The organism is Avibacterium endocarditidis (assembly GCF_002921145.1).
Classification (GTDB): Bacteria; Pseudomonadota; Gammaproteobacteria; order Enterobacterales; family Pasteurellaceae; genus Avibacterium; species Avibacterium endocarditidis.
Genome location: NZ_PQVI01000097.1, coordinates 1 through 15,829, shown reverse-complemented (window position 1 = coordinate 15,829; position 15,829 = coordinate 1). Strand labels below are relative to the sequence as shown.

General features: G+C 41.2%; 14 protein-coding genes and 4 pseudogenes. 10 read left to right on the top strand and 8 right to left on the bottom strand.

From position 1 onward, the window contains the following. The first annotated feature begins 153 nt into the window (after window positions 1-153). From thrC to cpdA, 7 genes and pseudogenes are all read left to right on the top strand, one after another. On the top strand, window positions 154-1,431 hold the full coding sequence (thrC, locus tag C3Z13_RS07955) for a threonine synthase (protein WP_103855568.1): 1,278 nt from the start codon (window positions 154-156) through the stop codon (window positions 1,429-1,431). A gap of 189 nt (window positions 1,432-1,620) precedes the next feature. Beyond that, a pseudogene (locus C3Z13_RS07950) lies at window positions 1,621-1,969 on the top strand (ArsC family reductase). A 13-nt stretch (window positions 1,970-1,982) separates the two neighbouring features. After that, window positions 1,983-3,122 carry a succinyl-diaminopimelate desuccinylase gene (dapE, locus tag C3Z13_RS07945; RefSeq protein ID WP_103855567.1) on the top strand — a complete coding sequence of 380 codons (1,140 nt, stop codon included), beginning with the start codon at window positions 1,983-1,985 and terminating at the stop codon, window positions 3,120-3,122. Beyond that, on the top strand, window positions 3,122-3,808 hold the full coding sequence (locus tag C3Z13_RS07940) for a M15 family metallopeptidase (protein ID WP_103855566.1): 687 nt from the start codon (window positions 3,122-3,124) through the stop codon (window positions 3,806-3,808). Before dapE ends, C3Z13_RS07940 begins: the two co-directional genes overlap by 1 nt. A gap of 12 nt (window positions 3,809-3,820) precedes the next feature. Continuing rightward, entirely contained in the window at window positions 3,821-4,228 is a 408-nt protein-coding gene (gene psiE / locus C3Z13_RS07935; protein ID WP_103855565.1) for a phosphate-starvation-inducible protein PsiE, read from the top strand. A 118-nt stretch (window positions 4,229-4,346) separates the two neighbouring features. Beyond that, entirely contained in the window at window positions 4,347-4,976 is a 630-nt protein-coding gene (gene nudF, locus C3Z13_RS07930) for an ADP-ribose diphosphatase (RefSeq protein WP_103855564.1), read from the top strand. A 141-nt stretch (window positions 4,977-5,117) separates the two neighbouring features. Beyond that, on the top strand, window positions 5,118-5,948 hold the full coding sequence (cpdA, locus tag C3Z13_RS07925) for a 3',5'-cyclic-AMP phosphodiesterase (protein WP_103855563.1): 831 nt from the start codon (window positions 5,118-5,120) through the stop codon (window positions 5,946-5,948). 71 nt (window positions 5,949-6,019) lie between these two features. Here cpdA and C3Z13_RS07920 read toward each other — a convergent pair. Continuing rightward, window positions 6,020-7,191 (bottom strand): annotated as a pseudogene (locus tag C3Z13_RS07920) (FAD-dependent monooxygenase). Between the two features lie 195 nt (window positions 7,192-7,386). On the opposite strand from C3Z13_RS07920, the gene miaB reads away from it, so the two are divergent. Then, window positions 7,387-8,811 (top strand): tRNA (N6-isopentenyl adenosine(37)-C2)-methylthiotransferase MiaB, encoded by a 1,425-nt coding sequence (gene miaB, locus C3Z13_RS07915; RefSeq protein WP_103855562.1) that lies wholly within the window; start codon window positions 7,387-7,389, stop codon window positions 8,809-8,811. Window positions 8,812-8,916: 105 nt separating this feature from the next. On the opposite strand, the gene C3Z13_RS07910 is transcribed toward miaB, so the two are convergent. From C3Z13_RS07910 to C3Z13_RS07885, 7 genes and pseudogenes are all read right to left on the bottom strand, one after another. Next, window positions 8,917-9,864: a ribose-phosphate pyrophosphokinase gene (locus C3Z13_RS07910; RefSeq protein WP_103855561.1), complete on the bottom strand. Its 948-nt coding sequence runs from the start codon at window positions 9,862-9,864 to the stop codon at window positions 8,917-8,919. A gap of 51 nt (window positions 9,865-9,915) precedes the next feature. Continuing rightward, complete coding sequence (ispE, locus tag C3Z13_RS07905) at window positions 9,916-10,818, bottom strand: 4-(cytidine 5'-diphospho)-2-C-methyl-D-erythritol kinase (protein ID WP_103855569.1); 903 nt, start codon at window positions 10,816-10,818, stop codon at window positions 9,916-9,918. Continuing rightward, the gene (lolB, locus tag C3Z13_RS07900; protein WP_103855560.1) at window positions 10,805-11,434 is read right to left on the bottom strand and encodes a lipoprotein insertase outer membrane protein LolB; all 630 of its coding nucleotides are present in this window, start codon (window positions 11,432-11,434) and stop codon (window positions 10,805-10,807) included. The genes ispE and lolB overlap by 14 nt, the downstream gene beginning before the upstream one ends. Window positions 11,435-11,574: 140 nt before the next feature. Further along, window positions 11,575-12,045 (bottom strand): site-specific integrase, encoded by a 471-nt coding sequence (locus C3Z13_RS12365; protein WP_245872594.1) that lies wholly within the window; start codon window positions 12,043-12,045, stop codon window positions 11,575-11,577. Between the two features lie 13 nt (window positions 12,046-12,058). After that, complete coding sequence (locus C3Z13_RS12360; protein WP_245872593.1) at window positions 12,059-12,550, bottom strand: conjugal transfer nickase/helicase domain-containing protein; 492 nt, start codon at window positions 12,548-12,550, stop codon at window positions 12,059-12,061. Between the two features lie 165 nt (window positions 12,551-12,715). Then, a pseudogene (locus C3Z13_RS07890) lies at window positions 12,716-13,057 on the bottom strand (TraI domain-containing protein); the annotation flags it as partial. A 110-nt stretch (window positions 13,058-13,167) separates the two neighbouring features. Beyond that, window positions 13,168-13,821 (bottom strand): annotated as a pseudogene (locus C3Z13_RS07885) (IS1595 family transposase). A gap of 100 nt (window positions 13,822-13,921) precedes the next feature. Between C3Z13_RS07885 and C3Z13_RS07880 the strand changes: the two are divergent. Next, window positions 13,922-15,667, top strand: a complete 1,746-nt coding sequence (locus C3Z13_RS07880; protein WP_103855558.1) for a ShlB/FhaC/HecB family hemolysin secretion/activation protein — start codon at window positions 13,922-13,924, stop codon at window positions 15,665-15,667. Between the two features lie 33 nt (window positions 15,668-15,700). Continuing rightward, window positions 15,701-15,829: ESPR domain-containing protein (locus tag C3Z13_RS07875; RefSeq protein ID WP_219827907.1), on the top strand; the 129-nt coding region annotated here is incomplete at its 3' end.

Sequence of the window (15,829 nt, the reverse complement as noted above, 5' to 3'; positions counted from 1 at the left end):
AAAAGCGGGTTGATCGGGTGCTTTTTTCTTTGCCTACTTTCTTTTGAGCAAGCAAAAGAAAGCAGGTCGCTCAACGAGCGAAACTCGTTATACATCATTAAAAATGAAAGAATTTTAAACAAAGAACATTAACCAACCCCAAACGGAACAACTATGAATTTATACAACATCAAACACCCCGAAGAACAAGTAAATTTCGCCCAAGCAGTACGCCAAGGGCTAGGCAAAGATCAAGGGCTATTTTTCCCTGAAATTATCCCGCACTTAGATAACATTGATGCCTTGCTTGAACTACCTTTGGTTGAGCGTAGCGAGAAAATCCTAGGGGCATTAATTGGTGATGAAATTCCAGCGGATAAACTGGCTCAACTGGTAAAAAATGCCTTTACATTCCCTGCACCAGTAGAAAAAGTGGCAGATCATATTTACGCCTTAGAATTATTCCACGGCCCAACTCTTGCCTTTAAAGATTTTGGCGGACGCTTTATGGCGCAAGCCCTTGCTGCCGTGCGTGGCGATGGAAAAATCACCATTTTAACGGCAACATCAGGGGATACTGGCGCAGCAGTGGCACACGCATTCTATGGTTTAGAAAATATTGATGTGGTGATTTTATATCCAAAAGGCAAAATCAGCCCATTACAAGAAAAATTATTCTGTACCCTAGGTGGGAATATCCGTACTGTTGCCATTAACGGCGATTTTGACGATTGCCAAGCCTTGGTTAAACAGGCGTTTGATGATGCGGAACTTCGCCAAGCGATTGGTTTAAATTCAGCTAACTCTATTAATATCAGCCGTTTATTAGCACAGGTTTGTTATTATTTTGAAGCGGTAGCACAACTGCCAAAAGCAGAGCGTGAAAACATTGTGGTTTCTGTGCCAAGCGGTAACTTTGGTAATCTCACCGCAGGGTTAATTGCCAAAACAATGGGCTTACCGATTAAACGTTTTATCGCCGCAACCAACGCGAACGATACCGTGCCACGTTATTTAAGCACAGGCGAATGGGCGCCAAATGACACCGTGGCAACCTTATCAAACGCAATGGACGTTAGCCGCCCAAATAACTGGCCTCGTGTAGAAGAACTCTTCAAACGCAACGGCTGGGCATTGTCAGAGCTTCATTCCGCCGCAATGAGTGATGAGCAAACTGAACACACCTTGCAAGCAATGAACGAGCAAGGCTATCTATGCGAACCGCACGGTGCGATCGCCTACGGCGTGTTAAAACAAGATTTACAAGCTGGCGAAACAGGATTATTCCTTTGCACTGCTCACCCTGCAAAATTCAAAGAAAGCGTCGAGCGAATTTTATCAACGGAATTACCTTTACCTGAAGCCTTGGATAAACACAACAAATTGCCATTGCTTTCAGATGAAATGGATAATGATTTTGCAACGTTAAAGGCGTATTTGTTGAAGAAATAATTTTGTAAAAAGGGCGGACGCATAGTGAAGTAGGGTGGGCTTTAGCCCACCATTTAATGAGATTTCTCCCTTTGGTGGGCTGAAACCCACCCTACGGAGCATTTAGATAAATTTTATATCAGTATAATGAATATATAGGGGCGGACCTGTGTGTCCGCCCGAAACATTAGAAAATAAAAAGGACAAAAAATGATTACTCTTTACGGTATTAAAAATTGCGATACGGTGAAAAAAGCGTTGAAATGGTTGGCGGATAATGGCATTGAACATCGTTTGCACGATTACCGTGTGGACGGGCTGGATAAGGCTTGGTTAGCACAAGCGGAAGCTCAGTTTGGCTGGGAAAATTTGGTGAATAAGCGTAGCACGACATGGCGTAATTTGCCTGATGAAGTGAAAAAAAACGTTGTCAAAAAGCACCGCACTTGAGGTGTTATTTGAACAGCCAACGTTGATTAAACGCCCAATTATTTTACAAGAGAACATTGCGTTAATCGGCTTTGATGCCACGGCATACGATGAAGCTTTTGGTAAGTAAGAAAGGTTAAGCAATGAAAGAAACAATCGTTACCTTAGCGCAACAGCTGATCCAACGTCCTTCGATTAGCCCTGATGATCAAGGCTGTCAAAAACTAATTGCCGATCGTTTAGAAAAACTCGGGTTTCAAATTGAGTGGTTGCCTTTTAATGATACGTTAAATTTATGGGCGAAGCGCGGCTCAACAGGCCCAGTGGTGGCTTTTGCAGGGCATACCGATGTTGTGCCAGTGGGCGATGAGAGCCAATGGCAATATCCTCCGTTTTCAGCCCAAATTGTCGATGATATGTTGTATGGCCGTGGTGCGGCGGATATGAAAGGCTCGCTAGCGGCAATGGTTGTGGCGGCAGAAAATTATGTGAAAGCTAACCCAAATCACGCAGGGACGATTGCCTTGCTCATTACTTCCGATGAAGAAGCTGCGGCAAAAGATGGCACAGTGCGGGTAGTGGAAACCTTAATGGCACGCGGTGAGCCGATTGATTATTGTTTGGTTGGCGAGCCTTCAAGTGCTGAGAAATTAGGCGATGTTGTGAAAAATGGCCGCCGTGGTTCCATTACAGGCAATCTGCATATTCAAGGCGTGCAAGGCCACGTTGCTTACCCACATTTAGCCGATAATCCTGTTCATAAATCCGTTGATTTCCTAAAAGAATTAACCACTTACCAATGGGATCAGGGCAATGAATTCTTCCCGCCAACCAGTTTGCAGATTGCTAATATTCAAGCTGGTACAGGCAGTAATAATGTAATCCCTGGGGAGCTTTATGTGCAGTTTAATTTGCGTTATTGCACCGAAGTAACAGACGAGCTAATCAAGCAAACCGTAGAACAAATGCTGAAAAAACATCAGCTTGATTATCGCATTGAATGGAATTTATCGGGCAAGCCATTTTTAACAAAACCAGGTAAACTGGTGAATGCCGTGGTGGATAGTCTTGAAGAAATTGCCAAAATTACTCCCGCACTTGAAACGGGTGGTGGCACGTCAGACGGACGTTTTATTGCTTTAATGGGGGCTGAAGTGGTGGAACTTGGGCCATTAAATGCCACCATTCATAAAGTGAATGAATGCGTAAGTTGTCAAGATCTCGCCACTTTGGGCGACGTTTATCAGCAAATGTTAGTGAATTTGCTGAATAAGGACGCATAATGAAAGTGAGTTTTACACCTGCAATGCTCACGGGAAAATCGCGTGAGCATTTATCCCCTTTGCCTTGCCCGTTCTCAACACAACATTTTCTTCAGCCAGATGCCTTAAAAGCCTTTCAAGGCTTACAGCAAAGTGCGGTCAAAAATGGCTTCAATTTACAGCCTGCGAGTAGCTTTCGAGATTTCCAGCGTCAGCAAATGATTTGGAATGAGAAATTTGCGGGCAAGCGTAAAGTACATAATGATGAAGGACAAGCACTTGACTTATCTTGTTGTTCTGATTGGGAAAAATGCCAAGCGATTTTGCGTTGGTCAGCCTTGCCGGGGGGAAGCCGTCATCACTGGGGAACGGAAGTGGATATTTTTGATCCTGATTTATTGCCAGCAGATCAAAAATTACAACTTGAGCCTTGGGAATATGGTGAGAAAGGCTATTTTTTTGAGCTGAGTGAATGGCTAAAAGAAAATGTGCAAAAGTTTGATTTTTACTTCCCTTTTGCACAAATGCCAGAACGTCTAACTATTGGTTATGAGCCTTGGCATATTAGTTATTTACCAATGGCTGAGCTTGCTCGCTCGCATTTCAATCCTGAAATTTTAGTGCAAGCTTGGCAAGATCAAGATGTAGCAGGCAAGGCAACATTAATCAAGCAATTGCCTGAAATTTTTGAACGATTTTTTATTTAGAAGGAAAATAAAATGAGTGAAAAACGTTTTTTTCCACAAAGTATCTCTGCATTATTACAATGGGTGCTGAATATTTCTCTCTTAGTGCTTGCACTGATTTTGGTCGTGTTTTTAGCGAAAGAAACTTATGGTCTAGCCCTTGTGCTATTTGAGCAATCAAAAGAGGCCTCTTATCTGTTGGTGGAAAAAATTGTGGTGTATTTCCTTTATTTTGAGTTTTTAGCCTTGATTGTGAAATACTTTAAAACTGATTATCACTTTCCTCTGCGTTATTTTTTATATATTGGGATTACTGCAATGGTGCGCTTAATCATTGTGGATCATTCCAGCCCAGTAAATACTTTGCTCTTTTCTGGATCGATTTTGCTAATGGTGATTGCGCTATTCTTGGTTAGCTCAGATCGCCTGAAGAAAAGTTAGCCGATTTTTCATAGGTTTTGTGAACAAGGTCAAATTTTTCAACAAAGAACAGAAAAATTACATTTTTTTTTGTAAAAAACTGGCGTATTCTTAGCAAAATTTTATGCGAGGAAAAATGATGTCCGACTTACAGCAATTTACTCAACAGGATATTGAAATTATCAAGGAAGAACCGCTTTATAACGGTTTTTTTAATTTAAAGAAAGTCTATTTTAAACATAAGCTGTTTGCTGGCGGTGAAAGCGGTGTAGTAACCCGTGAATTGCTGGTGAAAGGCGCAGCTTCTGTGGTGGTGGCTTATGATCCTGATGCCGATAGCGTGGTGATGGTAGAACAGGTGCGCATCGGTGCTTATAACCCGCAGCTTAGCCAATCCCCTTGGTTGTTAGAACTGATCGCAGGTATGGTGGAAGAAGGCGAGCAGCCCGATGAGGTGGCGCAGCGTGAAAGCCAAGAGGAAGCAGGCGTACAAGTAGAACATTTGCGTGAAGTGATGAGCTTTTGGGATAGTCCAGGGGGCATTGTGGAACGCATTCATTTATTTGTCGGCAAAGTAGATAGCCAAAAAGCACAGGGTATTCACGGCTTGGCCGATGAAAATGAAGACATTCGCGTTCACGTTATCCCGCGTCAAACTGCTTACGAATGGGTTTGCAATGGCAAGATTGATAATGGCTTAGCGGTAACAGGTTTGCTGTGGCTACAATTAAATTACCTTTCTTTACAAAAGGAATGGTCAAAAATGTGAACTGGATCGAATTTTTAATAGAAAATTTGGCGTAAACTTTGATCCCGCTAGCATTTTTTAGATTTACCTAATGCAATTTTTTTTCAAATTCGTAACGTATAACAAAAATTAATAATAAATATAACAGGAGGAGAGCGTACTTTGGTCAATACTTATACATATCCAACGGACAATGACGTTGTACGTTTGGTGCAGATTACAGATCCTCATTTGTTTAAGGACGAAAACGGTGAATTGCTTGGTATCAACACCCAAGCCAGCTTCAACCAAGTTTTAAGTGAAATTAAACAAAGTGATTTTGATTATGAGTTGGTTCTTGCCACAGGGGACTTGGTGCAAGACAGTAGCAGTGAAGGGTATTTACGTTTTTGCGAAACAGTGCAGTGCTTAGAGAAAATGGTGTTTTGGATCCCCGGAAATCACGATTTTCAACCTAAGATGTTTGATATTCTTAATCATAATAACGGCAATATTAATCCGCTTAAACATCTTTTAATTGGTGAACACTGGCAGATTTTAATGCTTGATAGCCAAGTTTTTGGCGTACCTCACGGACAGCTCGGACAATATCAGATTGATTGGCTGTTATCTAAACTGAAAGATTATCCAGAGCGCTATTCTTTGGTGGTGTTGCATCACCATATCTTATCTACGAACTCTGCTTGGCTAGATCAGCATAATTTACGCAATGCGTTAGATTTAGCCTATACCTTATCACCATTTAACAATGTGAAAGGCATTTTATATGGACATATCCACCAAGCTGTGGATAGCGAATGGAAGGGCTACAAAGTGATGGCAACGCCGTCCACCTGCATTCAATTTAAACCTGATAGCAACAGCTTCGCTTTGGACACATTACAACCTGGTTGGCGTGAAATTGAGCTTTACAATGATGGACGCATTGAAACCCGAGTGAAACGTATCCAGCAAGCTACATTTCTACCGAATATGCTCGGGGAGGGCTATTAGCTGAGGAAAGAGCAAATAACTAAGTGCGGTGATTTTTCACCGCATTTTTATAGTTACTTGCTCCTTACTTACTATAACCCCAACGCATACTTCAATGCTTGTTTTTCAACGGTGTGGCTTTGGATGCTAATAAAAGGGCAGCGTTGCGGGCGATTTTGACGGGCAACAATTCTGTTTTAAAGCCTTTGTAGAATAAATCCATTGCCGATTGCATTAGTAAATTGTCTTTTTGACGCAAGGCTTGGTATTTTTTTAGTACCTCATCAGAAGCAAAATTTTGTTGATTTTTCACCGCACTTTCGATCACTTGCAACAGCGCTTTTACGTCTTTAAAACCTAAGTTTACACCTTGCCCTGCCAATGGATTAATGGTATGAGCGGCATCGCCCACTAGCACAATGCCTTGATGATAATATTGCTGAGCGTGGCGGCGGGTGAGGGTAAAACTGCCTGCTTTTTGCACCTTAACTTGACCTAATCTTGCAGGGAAAGATTGCTCAATAGTGTGGGCTAATTTTTCTTTGGATAATTGTTTCAGTTGAGTGATTTTTTCTGGGCTGTCATACCACACAAGGCAAGCCTGTTGCCCTTCAAGGGGTAAAAAAGCTCTTGGGCCAGATGGGAAAAATTGCTGCCAAGTGATGTCTTGTTGTGGTAATTCGGTGTCCACCAAAATTAATAAACAATCTTGGCGATATTGCCAGCCTGTTACGCCAATGCCGGCAATTTGGCGCAGTTGCGAATTTGCACCGTCTGCGGCGATGACTAATGGGGTGGAATATTGTTCACCATTGGTTAAAAAAATCTGCCAATTTTCACCGCACTTTTCTGCACGTTGCACTTTCACGTCGATACTACTTTGCACATTGTCTAACTGGGACAAGGCTTGCCATAAGCCAAGTTGGATCACGTTGTTTTCCACCATATAACCGAGTTCGGAATGATCTAACTCTTTGCAATGAAAGTAAGTGGAAAAGCCGTCAATTTCCCAAGTTTCTAAGGCGCGATAGGGGCAAATGCGCATTTGTTCGATATATTTCCAACTTTGTAATTGTTGCAGTAATTGGACAGAAGCAAGGCTAATGGCGGAAATGCGCAAATCATAAGGGGAATTTTCCTGAAAAGTGGGTAATGGCGCGCCTTCAATCACTTGCACGTTTAGCCCTAATTGCCCCAACCCTACGGCACAAGCCGCACCAACCATTCCGCCGCCAACAATGATTACATCGCGTTGTGCATTCATTTTTGCCTCTTTTTATCCGAAAAGTGCGGTGATTTTTTTGCTAATTTTTATACCGCACTTGCATTTTTCACTGCCTGCTAGTTTACCTTTTATGAGTAAAATTCAAAAGAAAAGATTATTTTAACTAGCCACCACCAGCACAAGTCGGTAAAATAGCCAGTCGATTTTTACAGGTTAAACGATTTAAAGCAAATTATGACGCAAAAATTACATATTAAAACGTGGGGCTGTCAAATGAACGAGTATGACAGCTCAAAAATGGCAGATTTATTAAACAGCACGCACGGCTTGGAATTAACGGATATTCCAGAAGAAGCGGACGTGTTGTTGTTGAACACTTGCTCTATTCGTGAAAAAGCGCAAGAAAAAGTGTTCCATCAATTAGGGCGTTGGAAAGAATTAAAGAAAACCAATCCCAGTTTAGTGATTGGCGTGGGCGGTTGTGTGGCATCACAAGAGGGTGAGCATATTCGTAGCCGCGCACCTTATGTGGATATTGTCTTCGGCCCGCAAACCTTGCACCGCTTGCCTGAAATGATCAACCAGATCCGTGGCGGTAAAAGTTCCGTGGTGGACGTCAGTTTCCCTGAAATTGAGAAATTTGACCGCTTGCCAGAACCGCGCGCAGAAGGCCCAACGGCGTTCGTATCAATTATGGAAGGCTGTAATAAATATTGTACTTTCTGTGTAGTGCCTTACACCCGTGGCGAAGAAGTGAGCCGTCCTCTTGATGATGTACTGTTTGAAATCGCACAGCTGGCAGAACAAGGCGTGCGTGAAGTGAATTTATTAGGGCAAAACGTGAATGCTTATCGCGGCCCAACCCACGATGGCGGTATTTGTTCTTTCTCTGAATTATTGCGTTTAGTGGCAGCGATTGATGGTATCGACCGTGTTCGTTTCACCACCAGCCACCCAATTGAATTTACTGATGACATTATTGATGTGTATGCGGACACGCCAGAATTAGTCAGTTTCTTACACTTGCCAGTGCAAAGTGGTTCTGATCGTATTTTGAATTTAATGAAGCGCGGCCATACGGCGTTGGAATATAAATCCATTATTCGCAAATTACGCAAAGTGCGCCCTGATATTCAAATCAGCTCTGATTTTATCGTTGGTTTCCCTGGGGAAACGGAGCAAGATTTTGAAGATACGATGAACCTGATCGCACAAGTAAATTTCGATATGAGCTTTAGCTTCATCTATTCTGCTCGTCCGGGAACGCCTGCGGCAGATATTCCTGATGATGTGAGCGAAGACGAGAAAAAACAGCGTTTATATGTGCTACAACAACGCATTAACAACCAAGCGGCACAATTTAGCCGTGCAATGCTTGGCACAGAGCAGCGCGTGTTAGTGGAAGGGCCATCGAAGAAAGATTTAATGGAACTCACCGGCCGCACGGAAACCAACCGTATCGTAAACTTTGTGGGAACGCCAGATATGATCGGCAAATTTGTGGATATTAAAATCACTGATGTGTTCACCAACTCCTTGCGTGGTGATGTGGTGCGTACCGAAGATCAAATGGGACTTCGTGTAGTGCAATCGCCACAAGCGGTGATTAACCGCACGCGCAAAGAAGATGAACTCGGCGTGGGGCATTATCAAGGTTAGCTCAACCAAAGAGTGATCATAATATCAATTTTTGAGTGTTGAGATACTTATTGAAAAAAGCTGATTACAATGTAATCAGCTTTTTGTTTTATCATTTTATAGCAATTAGCTAAACATTGCAGAGATTGATTCTTCGTTACTGATACGACGAATCGCTTCGGCAAGCATACTTGAAAGTGTAAGCACACGCACTTTACCCAAGGCTTTGATTTCTGGGCTAAGTGGAATAGTGTCGGTTACCACGATTTCATCAAGAGCATCGCTGGCAAGACTTTTTGCCGCTGAGCCTGAGAATACGGCGTGAGTTGCATAAGCAAAAACGCGTCTTGCGCCACGTTCTTTTAATGCTTCTGCGGCTTTGCATAGTGTTCCGCCTGTATCGATCATATCATCAACGAGAATACAATCACGTCCAGCTACATCCCCAATAATATGCATAACCTGTGCGACATTGGCTTTTGGACGGCGTTTATCAATAATTGCCATATCGGTATCGTTGAGTAATTTTGCCACCGCACGGGCGCGAACCACACCACCAATATCAGGTGAAACCACGATTGGATTTTCAAGATCAGTTTTCTTTAAAATATCGTGAATTAATACTGGCGAACCAAATACGTTATCCACAGGAACATCAAAGAATCCTTGAATTTGCTCAGCGTGAAGATCACAGGTTAAAACACGATCTACCCCTACGCTTGATAAGAAATCCGCCACCACTTTTGCGGTGATAGGCACACGCGCAGAGCGCACACGGCGATCTTGGCGAGCATAGCCGAAATAAGGGATTACCGCAGTGATACGACCTGCTGATGCACGGCGTAAAGCATCAACCATCACAAGTAATTCCATTAGGTTGTCATTTGTTGGTGCGCAGGTTGATTGGATAATGAAAACATCGCTACCACGCACGTTTTCATTGATCTGCACTTGAATTTCCCCATCACTAAAACGTCCCACAGTGGCATCACCAAGCGAGAGGTATAAGCGTTCAGAAATTCGTTTTGCTAGTTCTGGCGTTGCATTACCAGCGAAAAGTTTTATGTCAGGCATTGTAAAATTAACCTCAGAATTTTAGATGGAAGAATGTGTAACATATTGATCTCATTGGAATAAATGCTCCATCATTTGATGTAATGGCGAAACATTTAGCCCTTTTGCAACAAAACCAAAACAGTCTTTTGGCTTATTTAGAAATACTGCTTGAGCAGATTGAGCATCGTCAAATTCTGCGAAAACACAAGCCCCTGTTCCCGTTAATCTTGCGGGGGCATATTGTAACAACCAGCCCAGCAGTTCTTCAACCTCTGGATAATGATCTCGCACAATTTTTTCGCAATCGTTTGTATAATTTTCAGCTAAAAGTTGTGAAAGTGGTCTTTTCGGGGTATTGCGCGGCAAATTAGGATCTTGAAAAATGACGCCGGTTGAAATGGAAACTTCAGGTTTTAGCACTACGTACCATTTTTCAGCAGGATTACAATAGTGAATTTTTTCTCCCACGCCTTCTGCAAACGCCGCTTTGCCGTGGACGAAAATAGGCACGTCAGCGCCCAGCTGTAATCCTAACTGAGCCAACTCTTCAAGGGAACATTGCGTTTTCCACAAAGCATTAAGAGCAACAAGTGTGGTAGCCGCATTTGATGAGCCACCGCCAACGCCACCGCCCATAGGCAAGATTTTATCTAAATGAATATTCGCTCCTAGCTGGCATCCCGTGCGCTGTTGGAGTAAACGCGCTGCGCGATAAATTAGGTTATCTTCTTGTTTTAAATGGGGAATTTCTGGGGAAAGAATAATTTGTGAATCGTCCCTAACGCCAATTTCTAGCCAATCGCCAAAATCCAAAAATTGGAATAAGGTCTGCAATTCGTGGTAACCATTTTCCAAGCGCCCATTAATATAAAGAAACAAATTTAATTTTGCTGGGCTAGGAAAACGGTAGCGTCCATTTTTCGGCGGAACAAAAAGTGCGGTGGAAAATAATTTTTCATTAGTATTTCCAATGATTAACACGAATTTTCAGGGTTTGTGCGTCATTTTTTAGCAAAATATCCCGTGGTAGGGCAGGCGAGCGGTCTTGGTGATAATTCAAGTAATCCACCGTCCATTGCTCACCATTGACGGCATAAGTAAAGTTGGCGAGCAAATGGTTCTTACCCACATTGTAATCCTGTTGATTGTTTGGTTCACCTTTTAGCCAAGTGGCTAGCTGGGTGAGTGGTATATCCATACCGATAATTTCGCGTAATAACGCTTGGGCATCTTTAGCTGAGCGCTGGCGTCCTTTTTCATCTGAAATGGTTAAACCTTGCGCGTGCATTTTAAAGATGAGTTTGGAACTACTTAAGGCAGAAGAAAGCACCAGTGTATAGGCTTTCGGATTTTGATATTGCCAATCAAAGGCGGTAGAAAAACGCTGTTTGGCGCTGATATAGCCAATTTGTCCTTCTGCTTGATAAGCACTAATTTGTTGAATTTGTTGTAAATGTTGCTGCCAAGTGCGGTCGTTTTTTTCTATATATTGCACATTGGCTGGGCGGTTATCATCAATATCGAGGGCGCAGCCTGCTAGCAACAAGCTGATAAATAAAGGAATAAAAAGAGTTTTTAAGAATTTCATTGCGTTATACCGAGAAAATTTTGAGGTATTGTAAGGGGTTAGGAGGGATTAGTAAAGGAAAGCAGTTTAAGGATAAAGTATAAAAATAAGTGTGGTGGAAAAATTTTGGGGATAGTATTAGCTTAGTCTTACATTTTACACTAAAGTTGCAGTGTTTTTAGCTGCTCTTTTTGGCTCTCTAAAGTGAGATTCACATTCTTTTCATAATAAAGGACAAGGTTTCTTATCAATAAACGATGAGGGGAAAATTGAACTCCCAGTTTACTTGAAATCACTCGAAAGAGATGGCTAATTTGATACTCTGTTGTAACTTGTCCTTTATATCGAGTTTTACAAAATATATTAATATTAAATAACTGAGAATGAGAAGTCTGGCTACATTTCCTCAACTCAATAATTAATCTTTCAATATAGGGTAATAATCTTTCAGAAATAGGAATACAATGATATTCATGGTTTTTATTGAACTCTGGAGAAATATGAATAACTTTCTGATATAAATCAATATCACCGATTTTCAAACGAAGTAATTGGGCTCGGAGAATCCCAGTAAAACGAAATGTATTAACTAATGCCGGGATAAACCATTGGGGATTCAATACCTCTAGCAAACTTTCTTCACTACTAAGAAAAAAGTTCTAATTTTTGTAATTGGCAGTCCGTAAGCGTTTTTCTTTTTGCTTTACCTGTCCATAAAAATAATTTATTACATGGATTTTCTTTATAATCCAATAATTTTTGTTCAATCCCAAATTTATAAAGACATTTTAAATTCCGTAAATAACTATTCCAAGTGATTGGTTTAATCCCTTCCCCTACAACGGTATTACGCCAATTAAGTAAATGAGTACGCGTAATTTCATTTGGGTAAATCACATAACAACGCCAAAAGTTTACGCTATCATCTTTGATGACTCGCTTTCTATGCAAGCCGAGTGCTTGAAATTCATATTGTAAATTATTTATACTTTCTTCATAAAAATACTCCCCCTTTTCTTGTAAGTAGAGCTCAAAGGAACTTGGGCTAACAATAAATAAACAATCATTAACAATATGAACTTTTGCCGTGCGATCATTAAAGGTGAGTTTATTATTTAACAGTTTATTTTTATCCACTCCACAAATTTCTGCCCTTCGGATTTGAAATTCGAGTCGTTGTTTGTTGGAGATATTGGAGGCTCTGGAATAGAATTTGCTTCAATGTCGATGTGCGTATTCAGATTCTCTGGCTCAGATTTTAATATCGTTGTTGTTCCAGCTTCAGCAGAGGAGATATTCACCACTTTTACTCATTAGCCATAGCCCTTCTTCAGTAAGCCAGCCATCTCCTGGACCTTTAGCGCTGATTTGAATTTGTGAAACTAAATAACGTAAGGCTAAAACAAGTTGTTTTGCAAAAGAAATTAGTGGTTTTTGGACAAGTTTAGTAATATCACCGCCAAGAGCGAGAGCAACACTGTTTTGATCTGCTTTTTGCACAATTTCAGCTAATACACTCGCTTTATCATAATGTCCTGCCATAGCATACATTAATGCAGAAAATACGTCGGGATAGTTTGCTAGCCAATCAAAGGTTTCTTTGGAAATCAGTTGATTCGCGATAAATCCCCCTAATACCGGATTAGGCATTCTTGAATAAACTAACTATATAGTTTCTGATTTTATCAACTCACTTCACTTTTTATTCACTTTCGAATAAACTATTTAAAATTAGGGGCTGTAGTAGATTAGCCCTAAATTTCACACCATTTTCGCAATATTTTTAACTGCTCTTTTGGTGGCCCAAAGTTAAACCGAAATTCACATTCCTTCAAGAATAAAGGAAAGTTTTTTCGGTTAATTCCATTATATTTTCGCAGTATCCGCTTCGCCTGATTCCAAAAATTTTCAATGCCATTAATATGATTTTGTTTCACCACAAATAGCTCGGAATGATTGATTCGTTCGTGGTGAAATTCACTCACATCAAGAGCATCATAACTGCGATAAGTGTCCGTATAAACCCAGCTATCAGGCTTGATTTTTCTTTTAATTACAGGGAGTAATGTGTCACTCTTTGTGTTTTCGACCACAACAGTAAATACCTTTCCTTGTCGTTTTAGTCACCCAAAAACAGCAACTTTTCCAGCTGCTCCTCGCCCACGTTTTCCCTTGCGATGACCACCAAAATAGCTTTCGTCTAGTTCAATTTCTCCCTCAAAAATCTCGTTAACTTCAAGGGATAAATGATAGTCAATCACAAGCCTGATTTTATGGTAGAACAAAGCGGCTGTATTAGGTTGAATATCTAGCAAATTTGCTGCCGTTCTTGCAGTAACTTCTGCGATAAAAAACTCCAGCAGTTTTTTCTGTATGGATTTCTTTAATTTACAATGTGTTATCTTCATTTTTGTAGTATAGCATTGTTGCTAATCTACTACAGCCCCTAAAATTAAAATATAATTTATTCTTGATTTTTACGGTTTCTTAATTTTTGTAGGGCTATATATGAAAAAGATAGCGGTATTGATTTGGTTTTGCAGTTTCTCGTCATTATTATCTGCGGTAGAACGACCTTCTCCAGAATTAAACCGTATTGATGCTCAACAGCAACAACGCCAAAAGGAGCAAATCCAACAGCAAAACGAACGGCTTCGTTCAGATGCTGATGTAAGAATGGAAATTTCTTCAGAAAAACCTACCGCACTTCCCTTAAATGAATCTCCTTGTTATCCCATTCAACACCTTTCCATTGTAGATTATTCCGCTGATAACACCGTGAAATCGAGCCAATTTCAATGGGCATTAAATAAAGCCATCACACAATTAAACCTCAAATTGCCACATTGTTTCGGGGCTCAAGGATTAGGCATTTTAATGAAACAGATGCAAAATAATGTGATTGAGCAAGGCTATATCACAACCAGAGTGGTGGCGAGTGAACAAGATTTAACGCAAGGCATATTTTCTTTAACGGTTATTCCAGGGCAAGTTCGCCATACCATTATTGCTGATGCAAGTCGCATTCCTTGGTTTAGTAAACTTACCGCAAAAACCGCATTGGCATTTAAACAGGGGGATTTAATTAATCTCCGTGATATTGAACAATCGTTGGAAAATCTCAAGCGTGTGCCAACGGCGGATGCCAACATTGAAATCCTTCCCGCCGATAACAGTGCTCAGCTTGGTGAGAGCGATATTAAAATTACCTATCAACAGCGTTTTCCTTTCCGGTTAAGCGTAAATTTAGATGATTCAGGTTCAAAATCCACCGGAAAATGGCAAGGCTCAGCAACGCTTTCGTGGGATAACTTGTTTTCTGCCAACGATTTATTTTATACCACCTTCACACATAGCATAAAACGCCATACGGACGATGACGGGCGTCGTGCCACAAGAAATTATGGTTTCTATTATTCTGTGCTTTTTGGCTACTGGGCCTTCTCTGCCTCACTGTATAAAACAAATTACCATCAAGAGGTTTTCGCTGCTTTTAATAATAACTATCTCTATTCTGGACAGAGTGAAACAACCAATTTGAATCTCTCCTATTTGCTTTATCGTGATGCGGTACGAAAAACCACAATCTCAGGTGGCTTTTGGTCTCGCCATTCGAAAAACTACATTGATGACGCTGAAATTGATGTTCAACGCCGCCGAATGGCAGGTTGGCAAATCAACTTGAGCCATATTGAATATATTAAGGCAGCAACACTGAAACTTTCTGCAGGATTTAAATGGGGAACGGGCGTACGCGGCTCTATGAAAGCTCCTGAAGAATATTGGGGAGAAGGCACATCTCGCCCAAAAATCCTCACTGCATCGCTTGAATTTAATTATCCTTTCCACATTGGCAAGCAGGCTTGGGCATTTAACACTGATTGGTCAGCACAATGGAATAAAACAACGCTTATTCAGCAAGATAGATTAAGCATTGGCGGACGTTATACGGTGCGAGGTTTTGACGGTGAACTCACCTTATCAGGGGAACGCGGTTGGCTATGGCGTAATGAGCTTAGTTGGAATGTGGCGAATAAGGGGCATTGGCTATATCTAGCACTTGATGGCGGCAGGGTAATGGGACGTGATGAAGAAATGCGTCTTGGTCATCACTTGATGGGTACGGCACTCGGACTACGCGGAGGTTGGACGCACTTTTATTATGATGTGTTTATTGGACGCCCATTAAGCAAACCGCGTGGTTTTAAAACATCGCATAGCGTAACAGGCTTTAATATCGGCTTAACCTTTTAATTTAGTGCATTAGGCTTAAACGAGGATTTTCTTATGAATAAACATAATTTTCGTGTGATTTTCAGCAAAACACTGCAACGCCTTATCGTGGTGTCTGAACTGGCAAAAGCGGAAGGCAAAGCAAAAAGTGAAATGCCTCAAACACAAAGTGCGGTTGGTTTT

Bases quoted from the DNA above. Each gene is read 5' to 3' on its own strand.
- thrC (WP_103855568.1), top strand. From the start codon at position 154: ATGAATTTATACAACATCAAACACCCCGAAGAACAAGTAAATTTCGCC.
- dapE (WP_103855567.1), top strand. From the start codon at position 1,983: ATGAAAGAAACAATCGTTACCTTAGCGCAACAGCTGATCCAACGTCCT.
- C3Z13_RS07940 (WP_103855566.1), top strand. From the start codon at position 3,122: ATGAAAGTGAGTTTTACACCTGCAATGCTCACGGGAAAATCGCGTGAG.
- psiE (WP_103855565.1), top strand. From the start codon at position 3,821: ATGAGTGAAAAACGTTTTTTTCCACAAAGTATCTCTGCATTATTACAA.
- nudF (WP_103855564.1), top strand. From the start codon at position 4,347: ATGTCCGACTTACAGCAATTTACTCAACAGGATATTGAAATTATCAAG.
- miaB (WP_103855562.1), top strand. From the start codon at position 7,387: ATGACGCAAAAATTACATATTAAAACGTGGGGCTGTCAAATGAACGAG.
- C3Z13_RS07910 (WP_103855561.1), bottom strand. From the start codon at position 9,864: ATGCCTGACATAAAACTTTTCGCTGGTAATGCAACGCCAGAACTAGCA.
- lolB (WP_103855560.1), bottom strand. From the start codon at position 11,434: ATGAAATTCTTAAAAACTCTTTTTATTCCTTTATTTATCAGCTTGTTG.
- C3Z13_RS07880 (WP_103855558.1), top strand. From the start codon at position 13,922: ATGAAAAAGATAGCGGTATTGATTTGGTTTTGCAGTTTCTCGTCATTA.